Consider the following 19,768-nt stretch of genomic DNA (forward strand, 5'->3'; position numbering starts at 1 on the left):
GCTGTCTACATGAAGAAATTAGCTTCGTGCGGCAGCACCTGTTTTATATTCCGTAATAGGTGCTCAGCAGCATGGTGATGAACGGCAATGTGGCCATGGAAAAAAGAGTGGTCATGGCCACGCCCTCTGCCGCCAGCTGGGAATTCTTCCGCTCTTTGGCCGCCAGGGCCACTACAATGACTGCTGTAGGAAAAGCGGCGCCGTAGACCAGTATCAGCTTGGTCATCTCATGGATGGGCAGCCAGTTGACCGCCAGAAAAGTCAGAGCGGGCCATAAGATCAGGTTGATGAGGGATATGACGATGCCCGTAAGGAGTTCGTTGAAAAAAGAAGGGATTTTGAATCCGGAAAAGAGCATAATGATTCCTAAAACCGCTGCCAGCGAGCACATGTTAAGCATTGGTTTGAGGGCCTTTTTCAGCCCTTTGAACTGACGTTTTTCGCCCATATTGATCTGTAAAATCCCCAGCGAATAGAGGTAGATGTTGAGGACGATGTTGCTGACCACCATGAAATACAGCGCTTCATTGCCGAACGCCGCTTTTGTGATGGGAAAACCCATGAAGCCAGTGTTTACGGTGGTGAGGATGCTCATATAAACGCCCTGGTCCGCAGAAGAGATGCGCAGCACCTTGACGATCCCGTAAGAAACGGCCATCCCCACAAGGAAGAAGATGATGGTGCCAGCCAGTACCTCCAGGGTAGAACTGAGGGTATCCGGCGTCAATTGCTTGCCGGTAATGGAGGTGAGGAGCATGCAGGGCGCCGTAATATTCATGAGCAGCGAGATCAGATAACCGTTGGATTCATCCGGCAGGGCTCTGGCTTTATTGGCAATGAAACCGACTCCTACCATAGCGAAAATAATTGCGATTTTACTTAGTATTACAAACATGAATCTTACCCCTTCCAGTTATATACTGGATCTATCATAATACGGCGGTCGGCCAGTTGTCAAATGCAGAACAATGATTCCTGTAAAAAGAATAATTGATGTATTAGCCGAATTGTCCCATGCTGGGATTACCATCACTTTTATACAGAAAAAAACGCGGGTACAATACCCGCGTTGGTTTAAAAATATCGAAAGACGCCTTTGACCTTGCCTAAAATTTTCACATCCTGTACGATGATAGGGCTCATGGATGAGTTCTCCGGCTGAAGCCGAATATGATCCTGCTCTTTATAGAAAGTCTTTACCGTAGCTTCGCTTTCAAAGCCGTCTACCATAGCGACGATGATATCGCCGTTGTTGGCGGTTTGCTGCTGCTGAACCAATATGTAGTCACCGTCCATAATTCCGGCTTCAATCATGCTTTCTCCCTTAACCGTCAGCATAAAATTGGTACCGTTTCCAAGGAAGCGCGATGGAACGGGAAAGGTCTCTTCCACGTTTTGCTCAGCCAGGATGGGCGTGCCGGCGGCAATGCGTCCGATAACCGGTATGTCGGTAACGTCGGTCCGCTGGGCATTATCAATAGGCGGCATCGGTTCTGCCGGTACTGACTCCAATTCCTGATCGACTACCATCAAAGCGCGCGGCTTGGATGGATCCTTGATAATATAGCCTTTTTTTACAAGATTGTCGATATCCTTATGAGCAGTTGAAGTGGATTTAATATTGAGCGCATTGCAGATTTCCCGCACAGTAGGGGGATATCCTTTCTGCCGGATTTCCTGCTTCATGTAATCTAAGATTTTCTGTTCCCGTTCTTTTAACATATCATCCATTCCTCCCGGATTTGTTTTTATCCTGTATAAAGTATTCTGTTTTGCAGTAGGACGGCCATCACCGCCAACATCAAGCCTTATGCATCCAAACCATTCGAGTATCGCTGCTGGTATCAAAAAAATGTCAATTTTGATACTTTGTAGTCCCGGAGCGATTGGATAAAAGCCAGGTGAGGGGCCTCAGTATCAAAATTCCTTGCAAAAACCTTGGATTTTGATATTAATCCGTCCTTCTCTATGAGCGTTTCCCCAAAGAGTATCAATAAAAGAACTATCCTTTTTAGATACTGACAATTTTGCATGAAGGAAGCCCGTCCATTGGTGCAACGTGCCGTCAGAATGTCGTAATTCACTAAAAAATACCGTTTTCTGATACAGTCCGCGGCGTACCAATTGTAATCGTCAGTCAAAGGAGAAACCCGTCTATAACATCAACCTTAGAATACCATAAAAAGAACAAAATGTAAACAGATGTTCTTGATTTGCTTATGTGATGTAAAAAAAGAGACGGTGCAGGGTGTTTTGCCTACTGGGAGCATGATGCCGAGCCAGCGCAGAATCCCCGCCAATTAAAAAGGGGCTGTCGCACTAGGCGGATGAAAATCCGCCGGAGCGAAGCTCCATTATCGTAATCTCTACTTAAATTGTTTCGTCTTTAGCGTATTTCGCCTCAAAAAGACAACAAAAATAAAGCTCTGACAGCAACACTGACAAAAGGTATTTTCAACCTTTAAATTTATGCTGCTTTTTCCGTACAGAACAGGTGTAATCCAGTTCGTTCTTTCTGGATTCGATTATGCAGTTTTTCTATGTTATGTGAAATTGCCATAAGCACACTTTCTGCATATACATTCTTTTGTCCGCGACATAAATATCGTCTAAAATTACGATCCTGCTTCATATCTGCAAAGGAGCCTTCCGCTTGAATGCTGCGATTGATTCGCAGAAGAATACCTTCATCACTTACGATTCTTTCCAAATACTCACTTCTTTGGCGTTCAAAATTTCTGGAGACTTCCAGCTGTTTTGTTCGTTCCTCCAATGGCAGTTTCCAATGATTTGCCTTCGTACAACTTGACTTGTAAGGACAATCTGTGCAATCTTCGCATCGATAGATTGTCGTTTGAGTAAGGTATCCGGCTTTGCTTTTTCTGTTTTTCATCTCAACCGCGATAAGCTTTTTCCTGTTTTTACAAAGATAATAGTCTTCAGCAGGATAGTAATCCATGTGTTCTTTCCTGCTGATATCCTTCTGATATTCTCTCGTTTTGGACCGTTCATAATTGGCAGGTTTGATAAAGGCAATCTGGCCGTTTTCCTCAATCCAACTGTAGTTTTCTTCACTTTCATATCCTGCATCTGCAACAATGTTTTTGTAGGTGAAACTTAGATTCTCTTCCATACTTTTCAGGAATGGTTTTAAGGCTGGCTGGTCATTTGGCGTAGGACCTACAGTCAACCACACAATGTATTCTGAATCGATGCCGTGCTGTAGATTGTAACCGCCTTTTTCCAGACAAAAGTATATTTGTTTGCACGGGCTTTAATTTTCGTACCATCAATAAAGATATCTTTCCCGGATAATTCTCCTAAACGATACAGCCGTTGTGTTGTTTCTGAAAGGATTCCTTCTGCACATGCTGCAAAATGAATACTGCGAAAGCGTGCAAATGTAGCATGGTCAGGAACAGGTTTTCCATCCAGCAGATATATGTAATTTATGTCTCGGTGACAGGCTTGTTCCATCTCTCTGGATGAATATTTACCGTCAAGATAAGCATAAAGGACAAGTTTCAACATGGTGCGTGGAGACGCTTGATTTTCTTTGAGACGCGAATATGTCTCATAAAGATTCGTCAGATCCATTTCCTCCACAAACTGACTTAGCAGTCTCACGCAATCATTATTAGGAATGATATATCCAATATCAAATGGCATCTTGCATTGAAAACATGTTTCGGATTGTGTATAATCTTTCTGTAGAGTATTTGATTTTAGCATACTAATATTTTACCACAAAGTCCGTGAATCTGATGGTTCTCGGGCTTTTAATATTGTTTTTTGTTTATTTTTTGCATACTAGAAGGGGCTATCGCTTAATGCGACAGCCCCTCAAGGAGTACTTTTACATGATCAAACAGGCTTATTTAATCATGTTGTCAACAGAATCTAATACCTTATCCAAAATTGCCATTGCTTCTCTCAGCTCTTCTTCAGTGATGATGAGCGGAGGTGCAACGATAATCATGTTTTCGTGTGAGTAAGTCCAGAATCCTTCTTTAACCAGCATGCCGACGATTTTTGCCATCAGGCCGTCCGGATCATCGTTGAAGCCGACGATCGGTTCTTTTGTAGCCTTGTCTTTTACCAGCTCAAATGCTGAGAAGAGGCCGATGTAACGAACTTCGCCCACGCAAGCGTGTTTCTTGTTCAGATCTTCCAGCAGTTCGCCTAAAACTTTGCCCTGTTTTTTTACATTTTCAGCAATGTTTAGGTTTTTGTATTCGTTGATGGTAGCTACAGCAGCAGCACAGCCCATCGGATGAGCGCTGTAAGTCAGTCCGCACATCATCTTGTGATCGTCAAAGTATTTAGCGATCGGCTCGGATACGATTACGCCGCCCAGAGGAACATAGCCGCAGGTTGCGCCTTTTGCGAAGGTTACCAGGTCAGGCTTGATTCCAAAGTTCTGGAATGCGAAGCAGGTGCCGGTTCTGTACCAGCCTGCCATAACTTCGTCGCAGACCATCATGATGCCGTATTTTGTACAAAGATCGCGAACGCCAGTTACATATTTAGCAGGAGGAACCAAAATTCCGTTGGATCCAACTACGGTTTCGAGGAAGATCGCAGCTACGCTTTCCGGTCCTTCATACTTAACCTGATTGGTCAAAAGTTCCAGATAGAAATCAGCTACATCGTCTTCAGTTTCAAATTTGCAGGCCTTTGGTGCTCTGTAAGCGTAAGGTCCGTCATATTTAATGAATCCGGCAGGTCCCGGCTCATTGGCAAAGTGTCTTGGTTCACCAGTCAGCATTCCAGCGCCGGCGGAAGAACCGTGATAGCATCTGTACTGTGAGAAGATCTTCCATCTTCCGGTGTACTGTTTTGCGATTTTGATGGCGTTTTCATTGGATTCCGCACCAGCGTTGGTGAAGAATACTTTTGCGCCTTCCAGTCCGGAAGCCTCAACAATTGCTTCCGCAGCATCGGAACGAACGTCAATCGCAAATCCCGGTCCGATAAACGGAATTTTTTCCGCCTGATCTTTAATCGCATTGACGATGGCCTTGTTGCCGTGGCCCAGGTTGGAGTTTACCAGCTGAGCAGACATATCGTAATACTTTTTGCCTTCTTCATCCCAGAAATAGATGCCTTCGGCTTTAGTGATCACCTTTGGATTCAGATTGCCCTGTGCGCTCCAGGAGTGTAAGTTATATTTTAAACTTTTTTCTTTAATTGCTGACATTTTTAATCTCCTTTTTTGGATTCTACTGGAGCAGGGAAGTTTGTGAAGCTTTCCTGCTCCCAACACTCAAATTTAATACAGTCGGCTTTCGATTGTTTAGTCGTCTACTTTCGCTCTCAGATCAGCCGGGAATAATTCGTTTGGATCCGGTCTCCAGTTCGGAATTTCTCTGGAAACATAAGTAAAGTTCAGCAGGTCTCTCCATGTTGCATTGTGGGAAACACTGTTTCCGCCCCAGGTTGCGCAGCCCAGAGTCATGGATACCGGGAATCCGCAAGTCCAGCCGCCGGAGTTAACCAGACACTGCGGCTGGCTGACAACGACCTTTGTAACAGGAGCAGCAGCGGCCAGTTTTGCAACTAACTCATCATTGGTTGTGTGGATACCACAGGAGTGGCCTTTACCCATGTAATCTAATGTCTTCATCAGCTTATCGAGCGCATCGTCAAAGTCTTTTGCTTTCTGGATGCCGGATACTGGTGACAGTTTTTCGCCTGTGAACGGGTGTTCCAGACCAAATCCGTTCAGTTCTTCTGCCATCAGCACTTTTGTGCCTGCAGGAACGTCGATGTCAGCCAGTTTTGCAATCTGCTCTGCATTCTGTGCAACAATCGCTCTATTGAGCACGTGGTCGTTTGGAGTGTTCGGCCACATGGTTTTCTGCAATTTTGCTTTTTCTTCGGAGCCTTCCTTGAACAGTACGGCGCCGTGTTTTGCCATTTCGTCAACAAACTCATCGTAGCAGCTTTCGAATACGATGATGTTGTTTTCTGTTGAGCAGGAAGTCGCATTGTCATAAGCCTTGGACCTAACAATCATTTCTGCAACTTTTGCCATATCGGTGGTTCCATCGATGATGGATACTGTATTACCAACGCCTACGCCGATAGCCGGAGTGCCGGAGGAGTAAGCGGATTCAACCAGAGCTTCTCCGCCTGTAGCCAGGATGAAGTCGCACTGTGCCATTAATTCTTTGGAAACTTCGATCTTAACCCATTCAGGCTCAACAGTCTGAACTAAATCTTCCGGATAGCCTAATTTTTTGATGGTAGCTCTGATATCATTAACGATTTCCCAGTTTGTTTTCTTTGCTTTCGGATGGGGTGCCAGGATGATGGCATTTCTTGTTTTAAGAGCCATGTTGGCTTTTACCACAGGAGTAGCTTCGCCGTTTGTTACAGGCATGATACCGGCAACAACGCCCATTGGCTTAGCCCATTTCTGCATGCCGGTTTCTTTGTTGTCTTCCAGCAGACCTACAGACTTTTCATCCTTCATCTGGATATAGGAACCCCAGATTTTTCCGTACATTTTCTGCTCTTTATCAGGAGCGATACCCATGCCGGATTCTTCAACTAACATTTCACCATACTTTAATGCTTTTCCATCCTTGGTCAGGTTGTAAGCAACAGCAGCGGTCAGAAGATCAACATCTTCCTGAGTGAAATTGTTAGCGATCGCCTGTGCTTTTCTGCCTTTTTCAACTAAAGCAGCAACATAATCATGTGCATTCATTGACATTTTTTAAGTCCTCCTTGTAAATATAATCGTATCAACTATGTTCAACGCCAGCAGCAAAACTACTGACGGCTATATATAGAGCAACCAGCGTGCCAAAATGAAAAGAAAAAGTGTGAATTTTCCGTGAAGTCCTATGTTTGAAGATTGTTCTAAAATTAGAACATTGAAATATCAACGTTTGTGAATAAGTCAGTTTCAAAAAATATAATGTATACATGAATCGGCCTGGCAAGATAATGCCAGGAATAAAGCAAAAAAGACAAGAAATGCGATACAAAATTGAATCGAAAGCAAAATTAAGATAGTAAAAATGTTCGAAACGCTTTTAAAATCAAGGGATTGACTGGATGATACAAAATTGAATCGGTGATGCTATTTTGTATCACCTGTAGAAAGACCATATTTTTGGAGCTTTCGAACGACTGTAGGCTGGCTGACCTGCAGGACTTTGGCCATGGACCGGGTCGATTTATATTCAGCTAATGTCCTGGCAAGGATTTCTTTTTCCGCCCTCTGTAAAGCTGCATTGAGGGATAAGGTCCGTACTGCCTCCACAGGCTGTGCCTGTGCAGAGTTTTTGATAAAGATCGGGAGGTTGTCCTCAGTAATAAATTCATCTTTGGTGGTGAGAATGAGACGCTCCATAATGTTCTGCAGCTCTCTGATATTGCCCGGCCAAGGGTAGCGCAGCAGTATGGAAAGCGCAGCCGGATCCAATTTTTTGGCTTCATTGAGTTTTTTATTGCATTTGTCCAGATTGGTCTGGATCAGAGGCAATATATCCTCCGGACGTTCCCGGAGGGGCGGCACGTTGATGGGAACCACGTTCAGTCTGTAATACAGGTCTTCACGAAATTTATTGTTCCTTACAAGCTGGAGCAGTTCTTTGTTGGTGGCAGAAACAATTCGCACATCAATGGGAACACGATTGACGCCGCCGACCCGAATTAATTCCCGATCCTGGATGACCTGCAGCAGTTTCACCTGTAAATTTAAAGGAAGCTCTGAGATTTCGTCTAAAAAGATGGTACCATTTTGCGCGGCTTCGAAGAGTCCCTTTTTTCCTTCCGCCCGAGAGCCGGTAAAAGCGCCCCGCTCATAGCCGAAGAGTTCTGACTCAATGAGGTTTTCAGGAATAGCGCCGCAATTTACTGTGACAAAGGGGTAATCCTTTCGGGCACCGTTTTCGTGGAGCAGTTTTGCGATCACACCTTTGCCGACGCCCGATTCACCAGTGATTAAAACCGTTGAGTCAACCGACGCCAGCCGCTTGGCCAATTGCAGTACATTGCGCATGGAACGGCTGGACGCAACTACGTGTACGCTTGAAAAATTTTCCAATGATTCGATCTGTTTCAGCGTTTTTTGGACCGATTCCAGCTGATTCTGCAGGCTGGTCAATTCGGTAATATCCCTTGATGTGGTGACGATTTTGCTCATCTTTCCCGTATGGTCAAAAATGGGTGTGCCAGTGGAAAGAAGCCGTTTGCCTTCCTTATTCTCGTGAATAATCGTAACCTCTTCCTTTTTTTCCATGACCAGCTTAGCCACAGAAGGTGTAAAAACGCCGCTTTCCTCAAGTTCAGAAACGTGCATGCCGGAAATATCGTCCGGATTGACCTTATAAAGTTCACGGCAAGCTTCGTTGCACCACAAAGAATATCCGTCGCTGCTGTCGATAAAGATTGCATCGTTGATGCTGTTTAAAATGGGAATCAGCTCGCTTGCTGAAAGTGTATCCAGGAATTTTTCCATTCTATACCCCCTTTTAGAATAAAAGCAGCAGTATTATTCGTCCGCCGCCAAGGGCTTGTACGACTGCCAGGCCAGCGCTAGGTATGTTGCAATACAAGGATGAGTATCTTTCCCTGTCTTTTGCTTTGCGACCCGGCTGTTCAACTAAGTAACTACATTATATAATGTAAGAAACGATTCTGCAAGCAGCAATGATGCAACTTTGTATCGCTATAGCCGGCTGATTATTACATTGGCGTGAATGTGCCTGTAACTTTCAGTTGACTAGCGTGCAGATTCCCTATAAAATAACCGTATGCCAGGTGGGAATCGACGGAAAAAAGCCGGGATTGGGGTGCAGGAGCTGATGGGTTTTGACGCACAGTGTTCACCGCGCAATAGGGCGGGTAAGGAGAACTTTTACAGCCGAATAAAAAGTTTTGTCTAAAGAATTTGATTAAGCAGTAAATATATGGGTACTATAAGACTATAATGATGTGATAGATATGCAGGGAGGATGAAGAGATGGCAGTGATGACGTTTACAAAAGATAATTTTGAAAATGAAGTTCTGAAGGCGGATGGACCGGTTCTGGTCGATTTCTGGGCGGCCTGGTGCGGACCTTGTAAAATGATGGGTCCGGTGGTTGATCAGATTGCTGAGGAACATAAGGACATAAAAGTAGGCAAGCTTAATATCGATGAACAGCCGGAGCTGGCTTCCAAATATGGAGTTATGAGTATTCCGACGCTGATTCTGTTTGAGAATGGCCAGCCGAAAGATTCTTCGATCGGGCTGGTTCCGAAGGAATCGATTGAAAAAATGTTTAAATAAAAGTTATGGAGGGTAAAAGTATGAAAATTTTAAGATGTAACCACTGTGGAAATATTGCGACGCTGATTGATGACAAGGGAGTTCCCCTTGTATGCTGCGGAGAAGCAATGGAGGAATTGAAGGCCAACACTACGGATGCTGCGACAGAAAAGCACGTTCCTGTTGTAGAGGTAGCTGACAACAAGGTGAAGGTTGACGTGGGGTCCGTAACCCATCCCATGAGCGAAGAACACCTGATCCAGTGGATTTTGCTGGAAACAGATAAGGGCTGCCAGATTAAGAAGCTGTCCGCATCGGACGAACCGAAGGCTGTATTCTGTTTGGGAGAGGACAAGCCGTTAGCGGTATATGAATACTGCAACCTGCACGGGCTCTGGAAAAAGGAACTGTAAAAGTTATATAATAAAAAGGAGTTGGAAACCAACTCCTTTTTAATATGCTTGGGCATACAGATCGAACGTATACGGAGCTTTATGCGGCCATCGCTTCTGACGAGGTGCTGGATGCTGGGAAGCCGAATCTTTCCACGCCAGAGGTATTTGACACAGCCAACACAGGGAGTTACAATTATTGGGGAGAGGTTGATGTATTATGAAGGACAGAACCGTAGGTATCATATATACGCTTTCTTTAGTCGCGTTTCTTATGTGGCTGCTTTTTCCTGCTGTTTTACTTTCTTTCCTGCCCCTGTTCGTTTTTACGGGCGCTCTGACCGCGGCAGCGCTGCCAGTCTTATCCCGGTATATATCTATAGCCCAAACGATTTGCAAGATTGAATGAACTCCTTTTATTAAAAGATACGACGAGACAATAAAAGGAGAATTTAATATGAAAAAAAAGATGCCGTTTCATAGACGGTTTATTTTACCGTACAGAGATTTTGTTGATAAGGTCAATACTTTTGATGGGAGCGGGCTTTCTGATTCTGCACTAAAAGAAGAGCTGAGAAACTCCTCTCACTGCCCCAGGCGTTAGGGCCTTATAAAAGAAACTATCATACGGTGCAAAGGAATGGTTTTGTTCGATACCCAGCTATCCGCGGCTTACGCCATGGAACAAGGAATGATTGCGGAGCTGCCTACTGGGGAAGGCAAAACGCTGGCGGCAGTAGTTACTGCTTTGAGTCTGGCTTTGTCGGGCGAGCAGGTCCAGATCTTGGTGTTCAATGACTATTTGGCGGCAAGAGACTATAAAGAGAACAAGGAGGTCTTTCAATTTTGCGGCTTATCCTGCGGATGTATTCTTCAGACAACCAAAAGAGAACACCGGCAGGCTGCCTATGATTGCAATATCCTTTATATCACCGCCAGGGAAGCAGGGTTTGACTACTTAAGAAACTTCATGGCTTTTCGTGAAAGTGGTTTGCTGCGCCAGCATTTTCATACAGCCATTGTAGATGAAGCGGATTCTATTCTGATCGATGAGGCTGGTATCCCCCTGGTACTTGCGGGCGAAGAGCCGACTATAGACAAGAATTATATGACGGTTTGGAAAACAGTGGAGGAGCTCGATGCGCAGGATATTGAATTTCAAGAGAAGGAGCATCAGGTATGGCTGACAGAAAGGGGCGCTGTGCATGCGGAACGGCTGCTGGGAGTGAACAATCTGTATGAGCTGGAAAATGCCCATTATTTGGAGATGATTCATACATTTTTAGAAGCGCGGTTATTGTATAAAAAGGATCGTGATTATATCGTAAAGAATGGAACCGTTTTCGTAATTGAACATACGACAGGACGAGTTGCGGAAGGACGGCGTTTCCCGGATCATCTCCACCTTGCAATTGAAATTAAGGAAGGAGTGAAGGCTCGGAAAGGATCTCAGATTTATAATATGATGCCGCTGCAGTTTTATCTGCTAAAATACCGCCGGCTGTGCGGCATGACCGGTACGGCCTGGTCGTCTAGAAAAGAACTGAAAAACATGTATGACCTTTCGGTCATACGGATTCCTCCACACGTTCCTTGTATTCGCAGGGACCACGAGGATGTGATACTGTCTACGAATCAGGCGCTTTACACACAGGTATATCATAAGATCAGGCAAATACATCAAACAGGACAACCGATCCTGATTGGAACTCAAAGTGTAGAAGAGTCAGAAGCGCTGGCCGGTGCGCTGAGAAAGAGAAACTTGCCTTGTTTTGTTCTTAATGCAAAAGAAGACGAAAAGGAAGCAGAACTGATCGCACTTGCGGGAAGGCCGTATCGCATTACCATCTCAACCAATATGGCAGGCAGAGGCGTTGATATAAAATTGGACAAAGATGCGGCGACGGCTGGAGGCCTTTTTGTATTGAGTACAGGCATAAACAGAAGTTTCAGGATTGATCAGCAATTAAGAGGCAGGACCGGACGCCAGGGAGAACCGGGGGAAAGCCAGTTTTTCATTAGTATGGAACAGCCGTTGATCAAAAGACATGTAATTGAGAATACCGGCAAGGTGCAAATCCGCCGAATCCAGCGCATGGCAGAAGGAGAAGATGCACAGATGCGTTATCTTTTGGAAAAGTATTCACTGATTCTGGAAAAGCATAGGCGGATGATTACCCAATATCGAGAAGTGGTTTTGCGGGATATAAAATCTGTGCATTTTTTTGAAACAAACGCGCCTGTGCTATACAAAAAGCGCGTTGCTGAGTCAGGTACTCAAGGGGTATTATGTGCTGAGCAGCAGCTTCTCCTCTTTTACATCAATCAGCATTGGGTCGATTACTTAGCTGCAATGGAGTCTGCCCGCGAGAGCATCCATTTTGCTATTTTGGGCGGTGAAGAGCCAGTGGACGTTTATCAGAGATTCGCGGTCAGAGCTTTTGCGGAAATGGAAGAAGATATAAAAAAGGATGTGCTTAGCAAATTGAAAACATGCAAAATTACCGAGCATGGCGTAGATCTGAGAGGAGAAGGTCTGATAAAAGCTACAAATACATGGACTTATATGATTGATGAAAGCAAAAGCCAATTTGCCAAGGTGCCAAGCTTGTTAAAATATATTCGTAAGCTGAAAGGAACACAATTATAAAAGAAATACTGCAAAAGAAAAGTGGACACTCAAAGGGAAAACACCATTGACAACCAGGCAGAATTTTGATATATTACTTAGGTAGTAAAGAAGAAGTCATCCGCTTCTCACCTTTTCGGCAATCGCGCTGGCAGGGTTCATAAAAGGTTAACACACATGCAATGTGTCTTTTTGGAGCGGATAACGGATTATCCGCTTTTTTTAATGTATGGAGGTACAAGACAATTAGTAAGGAAAACCAAATCAACGAAGAAATTCGTGATAAAGAACTGAGAGTGATCGACAGCGACGGTACCCAAATGGGTATTATGAGCAGGAGCGAGGCAATGGACTTGGCCGCGGAGCGGAAACTGGATCTGGTAAACATCGCCCCTAAGGCAAAGCCGCCGGTATGCAAAATCCTTGATTACGGAAAATACAGATATGAACTTCAAAAAAAGGAAAAGGAAGCGAAGAAAAAGCAAAAGACAACTCAGGTAAAGGAAGTCAGACTGAGCACCTTTATCGAAGAACATGACATCGAAGTGAAAGCAAAGAACGCATCCAAATTCCTGAAGTCCGGAGATAAGGTAAAGGTCAGCTTGAGGTTCAGAGGCAGGGAGAGGGATTATACCAGCAAAGGCATGGACGTTATGAAACGTTTCGCCCAAGTCGTTGAAGAAGTTGGTGACGTTGAAAAGAAACCTTCCTTTGAGGGAAGGAGCCTTATTATGATTCTGACACCAAAGACGGATAAATAGAAACAAATTGAAATTTAACATAGGAGGAAGATCACCATGGCAAAGAACAAGATGAAGTCTCACAGAGGCGCATGCAAAAGATTTAAGTTAACCGGTTCCGGTAAAGTAAAGAGAAACAAGGCATACAAAAGCCATATTCTTACAAAGAAAAGCCCGAAGAGAAAAAGAGGACTGAGAAAAGCTACAACTTTAACAAGTGCGGATCTGAAGAGAATCAAATCTGTTTTAAGCAAGTAAGTTAGGAGGTAAGAAACATGGCAAGAGTAAAAAAAGGCGTTAACGCGCATAAGAGGCATAAAAAGATTTTAAAGCAGGCCAAAGGATTTTACGGTCAGAAGAGCAAGGTGTTCAGAGCTGCTAATCCGGCGGTAATGAGAGCTCTGCGTTCTGCATATGTTGGCAGAAAGAACAAGAAAAGAGAGTACAGACGTATGTGGATTGCAAGAATCAATGCCGGCGCAAGAATGAACGGCATCTCTTACAGCAGACTGATGGACGGTCTGAAGAAATCCGGCATCGAGATCAACAGAAAAATGCTGTCCGAAATGGCAATCCACGATGCAGCTGCTTTTGCTCAGCTGTGCGAGACTGCTAAGCAGGCACAGGCAAAATAAGGACGAATTCAATATGAATCAAAAAAGGAGCTTCTGTCTGAGAATGGCTCCTTTTTTCGTGCGGCGGGGCTGCTTTCGCAGTATGTTGTCTTAAATGGGAAAATTCTGTTGAAAGATTTCATTTTAATCTTTTTCTGATATTACATCTCTTGGCAAAGCCGGGCCAATTAATGAAGATGGGACATTTTGATCTAAGTTAGTGCAACCTAATCTCCAATCTCCAGACACTGCCCGGCCGCCCTCCTTCTCCTTGAAAGCCCGCCCTCCCCATGGTACAATAAGAAAAAGTGTTTATTCAATAAATTTCAAAGAAGGAGGGCAATCATATGACAAGCCTAAAACCCGCTACCAAAGTAGCGGCGCTTTGTATAGGAATAATCGCTTTAGCAGCGATTATTTGTTTTTATCTGCTAGGGCATTACCACCTGCAAAAACCAGTGCTGATTCCATGGCAGACCGAGTATGCCCAGGCATTGCCGGACGATGAGGATGAGGACGAAGATGAAGAAACCCTGGACGAAGGGCCGGGAGGCTTACTATGCTTCTTTCTAACCAACGGCGGCGACACCAGGGCCATCCAGGAAATTGAGTTTGCCGAGGCATCGGAAATCCGATTTTTCGGCGAATATGACGAATACGATTCAGATACCGGCTTCCAAATAGAGGAGGGCTTCGGCGAGCGAATCGGACTTTATCGGGGCGGATGGGTCAGCCTTATTCTGGACCCCCGGACCGACGAATTTCTTGCAAAAAGCCAAGTCTCAATCACGGTGAAAAATGCGATTATCCACTATACAGACGGCTCAAAAGAAACAGCCGATATGGAACCGCTCACCTTTCACCCTCCCGGCGGCAACAACATGCTTCGGGAGGAAGACCCTGTTTCCACCTTTTCCAAAGCCGCCGCATACTTGAAAGAAAGGGGGAGCTTATAATGGATATTAAATCAATTCACGCCAATCTGGGAACGCTTTTCTGGGCCACCATTTTTTCCCTGATAGAATTCCATATTCAACTGGACAATCTTCGGATTTCCACCAGCATCTTATTTGTCATTCTAATTCTGGCAGGAACACAGGATTTGTATCGGGTGACCAAAAACCCCCGCTTCCGGTCAGCAGCCATCTTCGGCTGGATAAACGGAGGCTGCTATGTGCTTTTCCTTATACTAAACGCAGCCATACCGCAGACCATGGCTGTGCCCCTTGCTGAACTAGTCATTGCCAGATTGCTGCTGATCTGCATTTATACCCAGCTCCTGGTGGGAATCGGCGCAATGTTTCCGGCTGCCTTCGGCGACCTGAAAAAAAGAGCCGATCTGTATGCCGTCGCAACGGCCGTCGTGGCACTGGCGGCGATGATCCTTTTCCTTGTCAACGGATACATGGTGATTGGGGCCTTGCAAATGCTCATCCAGCTGGCAGTTCTGATCCAGCTTTACCAGTGCCGCAAAAGGATTGGACAGATGCAACTACCGCAGAAGGAGGCGCTATGATGAAGACATTAAAACCTGCTTCCAGGGCGGCGGCTGCTGCCATTTTCCTGATCGCTCTTCTGGCCGCAGTTCTCTTTGGCATCAGCCAGTACGCTCGCCTGGACTATCCGGTTCTTTGCCGGGTATACGGCGCATATCCAATCTATGGGGATGAGGACGAGGCAGAACAGTTTGAGATACCCTACATAGAATGCAAAGCCGGCCGCCACCAGATCACAGGCGTTGATTTTGCGGAGCTGGCGCTGACAGGTCCAGACGATCCGGATAACGCAGATGAAGCGGACTACTCGTTTACCGACAATGGAGAAAATATGGATTTTTCCTACGACGATACGAATGGATATTATATACGGAAAGCCTCGCAAATCTCTTTGTTCATCGATGACGAAGATTTTAAAGGGTTGAAAAAACCCATTGCCCTGACTACCGCGACGGTTTCCTATGAGGATGGCACCAAGGACCAGGTGGAAATCGGAAAAATCGTTCTCTATCCGGGGGAGGATGTGGATGAAAAGGATTTGAAATTCAAGGGGGAAAACAATTCCGAGGAAGTGAGGGAAGCCAGCTATATGGCGGATCGGGATCTGACCATCAAACAGGTACAGTGCGTTCCGGACGAAAAAAACAGCGGCCTTAAGATCAACGGCAAAGAGCCGGCAGAGCTGGAAGGGGCGACGCTTCTCAAAGACCACTCCATCACCATTTCTTTAAAACGGCAAAGTCCTTTTGTACGATGGCAGCCAATGATCAAGGTCACGTATCAAACAGCTGACGGAAAGGAAGATACCCAGCTGCTCACCGAATTCGGCGAAGCCTTTGATATGGGCAGCGCACCGACCTTCATGCAGACCCTGGCCTATTTGAAAGAAAGAGAGGTGATACGATGAATCCGAAGGCAATGAATCAAGGATATCGGCGCTTGTTCTGGGGCACGTTTTTCATGCTGCTTTGGGGCGGAAGCGACACCACGCTGCCCTTTCTGCCTGGGATAATTGGGCTATGCTGCTGTCTCAGCGGCACGGGAATCATCTGCGCGGTTTCAGAAAACAGACGGTTTTTCCTGGCCCGGCGATGGACTCAGATCGGCATTGGTGTTTGGATCCTGCAAATACTGGTCGTCGTTCCCTTTTTTATCCAACGCGTTCCCTGGGAATTGCGGTTTCTTTCCTATTTTCTGGGCGCGATTATTGTCATCCAGATATACAGTCATATCCTGATCGGCGCGGGAGAACTATTGGGAGGCAGCAGCCAGACTTATTACACCAGGTGCGCGGCTGTCTTTGCCGGTGGCTGCGCGGCCGGCACTATTGCCATGATGATTGATGAACTCTATGGCAGCGGAGAAGTCGTCATCGGCGGCTGGATGATCAACCTTTTGATGCTGCTCTATCTGGGGCTGGCTATTTGGAGCATGTTCCTGATGGCGGCCCTGCGGCGAAGCTACCCGATCCTTTAAAATGTTTCAGAGGACATAAAAAAGACACACGGATCTGTAAAATAGAAACTGTAGGAGGTGTGTATTTGTGTATAACCTGCTTGTAGCGGAAGACGAACCGAAGATGAGAATCATTATCCGTGATTATTTTGAGAAAAAAGGATTCGCGGTATGGGAAGCGGAGGACGGAGTGGAAGCGCTGAAACGTTTGGGGGAACGAACCTTTGATCTGGTTCTGCTGGATGTGATGATGCCGGAACTGGACGGTTTTGCCGTCTGTAAGGCAATCCGCAGGAAAGGGGATACGCCGGTAATCTTTTTGACTGCCCGCATGGCAGAGGAAGATCAGCTGCGTGGGTTTCAGGTAAAGGCGGATGATTATGTAACCAAGCCCTTTTCGTTACCGGTCCTTCACGCCAAAGTCTGTGCGATTTTGGAACGAAGCCGGGGAATGATCAGCGACAGCGGAAAGCTGCGCTCCGGCGGAATCGAGATCGATCTTCGGGCCAGAGAAGTTACCGTTGACGGAGAAAAGACCGCCATGCCGCCCAAAGTGTTCGATCTTCTCGTCTATTTCATGGAAAATAAAAATCGGATCCTGACCAGAGAACAAATTTTGGATCAGGTCTGGGGCGAGGACGCCTTCTGCTACGACAGGGCCGTAGATACCACCATTAAAAAGCTTCGGCAGGCGCTGGGCCGCCGGGCAGGATGTATCCGCACCATTGTCAAGGTGGGGTACAAATTCCAGGAGGTAACGGATGAACAAAAATAAAGCCAAACGCAGCTTCGTGATTCGGGCAGTAACGGCGGTTGTAGCCATCTATGTGCTAATCGTCGGCAGTGTGACCTATTATGGAGCAAAGCGGAATGTTATGGAAGGAACAACGTACAGCTGGGGCGTCATCGGCAATCTTATCAACGAATTGAACGGGTGCCGCTCATCCGCATCCAGTAAAGGCGTCCAGGATGGAATGAATTTGGCAAAAGCCACCAGTGCCATTAGTCGCAACGATTGGAATCTTGGGATTTGGGATGCGTCGGGGAGGACGGACAGTCTGATTCTCTTTCGGGCGCAAAAAGATCCGAAAGGCAATGTGATCGGAATGAAGATGGTCAGCAGCAATGCAAGTGTTTTATCTAACAATTCGTTCCCAGATGACAGCGATAAAAAACGGGTGATACTGGACGACTGGTTTTCGCCGCAGCAGATTCAGGAAATCAGCGAGTGCTGCTATTTGGAGGCTTCGGCTGAAGTGAGAGGCTATGATACGGAAGAGTTCTTTGAACCTGTCAGCTTACAGATCCTTTATACGGGAGATGAAGAGGGGTCAGCCCTTAAGAAAAAGGATTTTATTCCTGTGAAAAAGCCTGATGGAAATAAGCTTACCACCCTGAAATTCGAAGAGGTCAGCGTTAGTCCCATTGACACCACAGCCCGGCAGGAGCAGGATGAAACCTGGCGAGTGCTGGTGAAAAGCGCGGTCGATGCCCGCATTGATCAGGCTGAACTTGGAGAAGACGGCTCCACTTATATCCCCCTGCAAGAGGAAGACAAGAGCATTCTCCGGTCGGAGTCCGTTTGTGTGACCAAGCTTGCTGCCGGCGACTATTTTCTGGGCTGGAGCATAGTCGATCATCCTCTTTCCAAAACCATCGCAAGCACGCTCTGGCTGTACTTTATAATGGCCATTATCTGCACTGCGGCGTGCCTTGTCCTGGTGGGAAGCTATTGCCGGACCATCGATGGGGAATACGAGGCTGAGAGCAAGCGCCGGAAAATGTCGGATGCCATGGCCCATGAGATGAAGACTCCCCTGGGGATTATCAAAAACTACAGCGAGGCGCTGCTGGAAGAAGGGGACGAACAAAAACGAAAGCAATATCTCAATACCATCATTGAGGAAACCGACAGCATGAACGAGATGGTCGTCAGCATGCTGGACCTGTCTAAAATGGAAGCGGGCACCTATCCGATGGAATTGAGCATGATTTCCATGGCTGGGATCACCGAAAAAGTGATCGAGCGTACCCGGATTCTGGCTAAAAACAAGCAGCTGGAGGTTGAACTGAAAGCAGATGACGAACGCCAGATCCTGGCTGATGAGAAATTGGTGACCCAGAGCATTTGCAACCTGCTGATCAATGCCATCACCCACGCCGAGGAGGGAAGCCGGATCCGCATTGTCATTGAAAAAGAACCCCAGGGCATGCGCTTTACCATCCACAACCAGGGTCAGCAGATTGATGACAAAGAACAGGTGCGGATCTGGGACAGCTTTTACAGGGGCGATTCGGCGAGAAACAGAAGCAGCGGAGGAACCGGCCTGGGACTTGCCATTGTGCGCAATACCAGCCTGATTCACAGGGGAACCTGCGGCTGTGAAAATGAAGAGGGCGGCGTCGCCTTTTGGATCCGGATCCCGGACCAGGAGGCGGGACAGACGAAACAAACGGGAAAGATCGGGCCAATTCTCCACACGGCCGATATCGGCCTGAATCTGAAGGGGCTGCTTTACAGCATGGCCGGAACGGGGATCTGGCTGCTGCTCAATGGTTTCATATTTATCTGGAAACGATATGAATACCAGTATGACGGAGCGCTGCTGCTCATTCCGTGGATCATCACCATTCCCGCATGGGTAGTGTGCTGGCTGGGGGCGCGGAAGTTGAAATTCCTCGCTGATAAAACAATACCGATCACCGCATCCATCGCAGTGATCTTTGCCGGTATTGCGGCCAGCTGTTTTCTCACGAGCGATATGATGGATGTCCAGCTGCTCCTTCTGCTGCAAGTGGTTTTGTGCCTGATGACAGTATGTGTGGTCATTTACTTGCTCAGCATGTCATCCATTTGCAAAAGGCTGGCAGAGAAGGCGAAAGAAGATGGCTTGAAAAAAATCATTACTCTGACTGGGGCTGCGGAAGCGGTGGTGCTGGTTTTATGGGCCGCCAGCAGAGACCTGGTCTGGCAGATTCCCATTTTAAGCCGCTTGAATAATGTCATCAGCGGCGTGGTCTTTATCGTGATTCTGGGCAATCTGTACCTGTGGTACCACCTCTATCGCAGATTCCACGGAAAAGAGATTTAAAAAAGAAAAGATTCGACATTGCGTTTTGACACAAATCGACCTCCCTTAGGACTATAATCGAAAGAAAGAGTCCAAGGGAGGT

The 19,768-nt window shown here is 46.3% G+C and carries 20 protein-coding genes and 1 other annotated feature; of the genes, 13 read left to right on the forward strand and 7 right to left on the reverse strand.

Annotation, left to right across the window (positions count from 1 at the left end; genetic code table 11):
* Window positions 1-43: 43 nt before the first annotated feature.
* From NIA71_RS18120 to NIA71_RS18145, 7 genes are all read right to left on the reverse strand, one after another.
* Complete coding sequence (locus tag NIA71_RS18120) at window positions 44-895, reverse strand: AEC family transporter (RefSeq protein ID WP_253021145.1); 852 nt, start codon at window positions 893-895, stop codon at window positions 44-46.
* A 179-nt stretch (window positions 896-1,074) separates the two neighbouring features.
* Window positions 1,075-1,731: a transcriptional repressor LexA gene (gene lexA, locus NIA71_RS18125; protein WP_148395576.1), complete on the reverse strand. Its 657-nt coding sequence runs from the start codon at window positions 1,729-1,731 to the stop codon at window positions 1,075-1,077.
* Window positions 1,732-2,467: 736 nt separating this feature from the next.
* A complete protein-coding gene (locus tag NIA71_RS20115; protein WP_367177904.1) occupies window positions 2,468-3,196 on the reverse strand; it encodes a transposase in 729 nt (242 codons plus the stop codon).
* Complete coding sequence (locus tag NIA71_RS20120; RefSeq protein ID WP_367177905.1) at window positions 3,187-3,597, reverse strand: transposase; 411 nt, start codon at window positions 3,595-3,597, stop codon at window positions 3,187-3,189. The genes NIA71_RS20115 and NIA71_RS20120 overlap by 10 nt, the downstream gene beginning before the upstream one ends.
* 277 nt (window positions 3,598-3,874) lie before the next feature.
* Entirely contained in the window at window positions 3,875-5,221 is a 1,347-nt protein-coding gene (locus tag NIA71_RS18135) for an aminotransferase class III-fold pyridoxal phosphate-dependent enzyme (protein ID WP_269478568.1), read from the reverse strand.
* A 75-nt stretch (window positions 5,222-5,296) separates the two neighbouring features.
* Window positions 5,297-6,721, reverse strand: a complete 1,425-nt coding sequence (locus NIA71_RS18140) for an aldehyde dehydrogenase family protein (protein ID WP_148395578.1) — start codon at window positions 6,719-6,721, stop codon at window positions 5,297-5,299.
* Between the two features lie 372 nt (window positions 6,722-7,093).
* Window positions 7,094-8,476, reverse strand: a complete 1,383-nt coding sequence (locus NIA71_RS18145) for a sigma-54 interaction domain-containing protein (protein ID WP_253021146.1) — start codon at window positions 8,474-8,476, stop codon at window positions 7,094-7,096.
* A 504-nt stretch (window positions 8,477-8,980) separates the two neighbouring features.
* On the opposite strand from NIA71_RS18145, the gene trxA reads away from it, so the two are divergent.
* From trxA to NIA71_RS18210, 13 genes are all read left to right on the forward strand, one after another.
* A complete protein-coding gene (trxA, locus tag NIA71_RS18150; RefSeq protein ID WP_148395580.1) occupies window positions 8,981-9,289 on the forward strand; it encodes a thioredoxin in 309 nt (102 codons plus the stop codon).
* 20 nt (window positions 9,290-9,309) lie between these two features.
* Window positions 9,310-9,681, forward strand: a complete 372-nt coding sequence (locus NIA71_RS18155) for a desulfoferrodoxin family protein (protein WP_148395581.1) — start codon at window positions 9,310-9,312, stop codon at window positions 9,679-9,681.
* Between the two features lie 436 nt (window positions 9,682-10,117).
* Window positions 10,118-10,264: a hypothetical protein gene (locus NIA71_RS18160; protein WP_253021147.1), complete on the forward strand. Its 147-nt coding sequence runs from the start codon at window positions 10,118-10,120 to the stop codon at window positions 10,262-10,264.
* Between the two features lie 6 nt (window positions 10,265-10,270).
* Window positions 10,271-12,310: a DEAD/DEAH box helicase gene (locus tag NIA71_RS20125; RefSeq protein WP_269478569.1), complete on the forward strand. Its 2,040-nt coding sequence runs from the start codon at window positions 10,271-10,273 to the stop codon at window positions 12,308-12,310.
* Window positions 12,311-12,391: 81 nt separating this feature from the next.
* Window positions 12,392-12,520, forward strand: a sequence feature (ribosomal protein L20 leader region).
* Window positions 12,472-13,050 carry a translation initiation factor IF-3 gene (infC, locus tag NIA71_RS18170; RefSeq protein WP_227754770.1) on the forward strand — a complete coding sequence of 193 codons (579 nt, stop codon included), beginning with the start codon at window positions 12,472-12,474 and terminating at the stop codon, window positions 13,048-13,050. (Overlaps the previous feature by 49 nt.)
* Window positions 13,051-13,086: 36 nt before the next feature.
* The gene (gene rpmI / locus NIA71_RS18175) at window positions 13,087-13,287 is read left to right on the forward strand and encodes a 50S ribosomal protein L35 (protein ID WP_148395583.1); all 201 of its coding nucleotides are present in this window, start codon (window positions 13,087-13,089) and stop codon (window positions 13,285-13,287) included.
* Between the two features lie 17 nt (window positions 13,288-13,304).
* Window positions 13,305-13,664, forward strand: a complete 360-nt coding sequence (gene rplT / locus NIA71_RS18180) for a 50S ribosomal protein L20 (RefSeq protein ID WP_148395584.1) — start codon at window positions 13,305-13,307, stop codon at window positions 13,662-13,664.
* A gap of 326 nt (window positions 13,665-13,990) precedes the next feature.
* Complete coding sequence (locus NIA71_RS18185; RefSeq protein WP_148395585.1) at window positions 13,991-14,599, forward strand: hypothetical protein; 609 nt, start codon at window positions 13,991-13,993, stop codon at window positions 14,597-14,599.
* Window positions 14,599-15,159 carry a hypothetical protein gene (locus NIA71_RS18190; protein ID WP_148395586.1) on the forward strand — a complete coding sequence of 187 codons (561 nt, stop codon included), beginning with the start codon at window positions 14,599-14,601 and terminating at the stop codon, window positions 15,157-15,159. Before NIA71_RS18185 ends, NIA71_RS18190 begins: the two co-directional genes overlap by 1 nt.
* Window positions 15,156-16,046, forward strand: a complete 891-nt coding sequence (locus tag NIA71_RS18195; protein WP_227754769.1) for a hypothetical protein — start codon at window positions 15,156-15,158, stop codon at window positions 16,044-16,046. The genes NIA71_RS18190 and NIA71_RS18195 overlap by 4 nt, the downstream gene beginning before the upstream one ends.
* The gene (locus tag NIA71_RS18200) at window positions 16,043-16,615 is read left to right on the forward strand and encodes a hypothetical protein (RefSeq protein ID WP_253021149.1); all 573 of its coding nucleotides are present in this window, start codon (window positions 16,043-16,045) and stop codon (window positions 16,613-16,615) included. Before NIA71_RS18195 ends, NIA71_RS18200 begins: the two co-directional genes overlap by 4 nt.
* Window positions 16,616-16,682: 67 nt before the next feature.
* Window positions 16,683-17,369, forward strand: coding sequence for a response regulator transcription factor (locus tag NIA71_RS18205; RefSeq protein ID WP_148395589.1), 687 nt, complete (start codon window positions 16,683-16,685; stop codon window positions 17,367-17,369).
* Window positions 17,356-19,686: a sensor histidine kinase gene (locus tag NIA71_RS18210; RefSeq protein ID WP_253021150.1), complete on the forward strand. Its 2,331-nt coding sequence runs from the start codon at window positions 17,356-17,358 to the stop codon at window positions 19,684-19,686. The genes NIA71_RS18205 and NIA71_RS18210 overlap by 14 nt, the downstream gene beginning before the upstream one ends.
* Window positions 19,687-19,768 lie beyond the last annotated feature (82 nt).

This window comes from Ihubacter massiliensis (assembly GCF_024125305.1).
GTDB lineage: Bacteria > Bacillota > Clostridia > Peptostreptococcales > Anaerovoracaceae > Hominibacterium > Hominibacterium faecale.

What these genes read in the sequence shown, in the direction of transcription:
- NIA71_RS18120 (WP_253021145.1), bottom strand. Translation starts at nt 895, where the DNA reads ATGTTTGTAATACTAAGTAAAATCGCAATTATTTTCGCTATGGTAGGA.
- lexA (WP_148395576.1), bottom strand. Translation starts at nt 1,731, where the DNA reads ATGGATGATATGTTAAAAGAACGGGAACAGAAAATCTTAGATTACATG.
- NIA71_RS20120 (WP_367177905.1), bottom strand. Translation starts at nt 3,597, where the DNA reads ATGGATCTGACGAATCTTTATGAGACATATTCGCGTCTCAAAGAAAAT.
- NIA71_RS18140 (WP_148395578.1), bottom strand. Translation starts at nt 6,721, where the DNA reads ATGTCAATGAATGCACATGATTATGTTGCTGCTTTAGTTGAAAAAGGC.
- NIA71_RS18145 (WP_253021146.1), bottom strand. Translation starts at nt 8,476, where the DNA reads ATGGAAAAATTCCTGGATACACTTTCAGCAAGCGAGCTGATTCCCATT.
- trxA (WP_148395580.1), top strand. Translation starts at nt 8,981, where the DNA reads ATGGCAGTGATGACGTTTACAAAAGATAATTTTGAAAATGAAGTTCTG.
- NIA71_RS18155 (WP_148395581.1), top strand. Translation starts at nt 9,310, where the DNA reads ATGAAAATTTTAAGATGTAACCACTGTGGAAATATTGCGACGCTGATT.
- NIA71_RS18160 (WP_253021147.1), top strand. Translation starts at nt 10,118, where the DNA reads ATGAAAAAAAAGATGCCGTTTCATAGACGGTTTATTTTACCGTACAGA.
- infC (WP_227754770.1), top strand. Translation starts at nt 12,472, where the DNA reads ATGTGTCTTTTTGGAGCGGATAACGGATTATCCGCTTTTTTTAATGTA.
- rpmI (WP_148395583.1), top strand. Translation starts at nt 13,087, where the DNA reads ATGGCAAAGAACAAGATGAAGTCTCACAGAGGCGCATGCAAAAGATTT.
- rplT (WP_148395584.1), top strand. Translation starts at nt 13,305, where the DNA reads ATGGCAAGAGTAAAAAAAGGCGTTAACGCGCATAAGAGGCATAAAAAG.
- NIA71_RS18185 (WP_148395585.1), top strand. Translation starts at nt 13,991, where the DNA reads ATGACAAGCCTAAAACCCGCTACCAAAGTAGCGGCGCTTTGTATAGGA.
- NIA71_RS18190 (WP_148395586.1), top strand. Translation starts at nt 14,599, where the DNA reads ATGGATATTAAATCAATTCACGCCAATCTGGGAACGCTTTTCTGGGCC.
- NIA71_RS18195 (WP_227754769.1), top strand. Translation starts at nt 15,156, where the DNA reads ATGATGAAGACATTAAAACCTGCTTCCAGGGCGGCGGCTGCTGCCATT.
- NIA71_RS18200 (WP_253021149.1), top strand. Translation starts at nt 16,043, where the DNA reads ATGAATCCGAAGGCAATGAATCAAGGATATCGGCGCTTGTTCTGGGGC.
- NIA71_RS18210 (WP_253021150.1), top strand. Translation starts at nt 17,356, where the DNA reads ATGAACAAAAATAAAGCCAAACGCAGCTTCGTGATTCGGGCAGTAACG.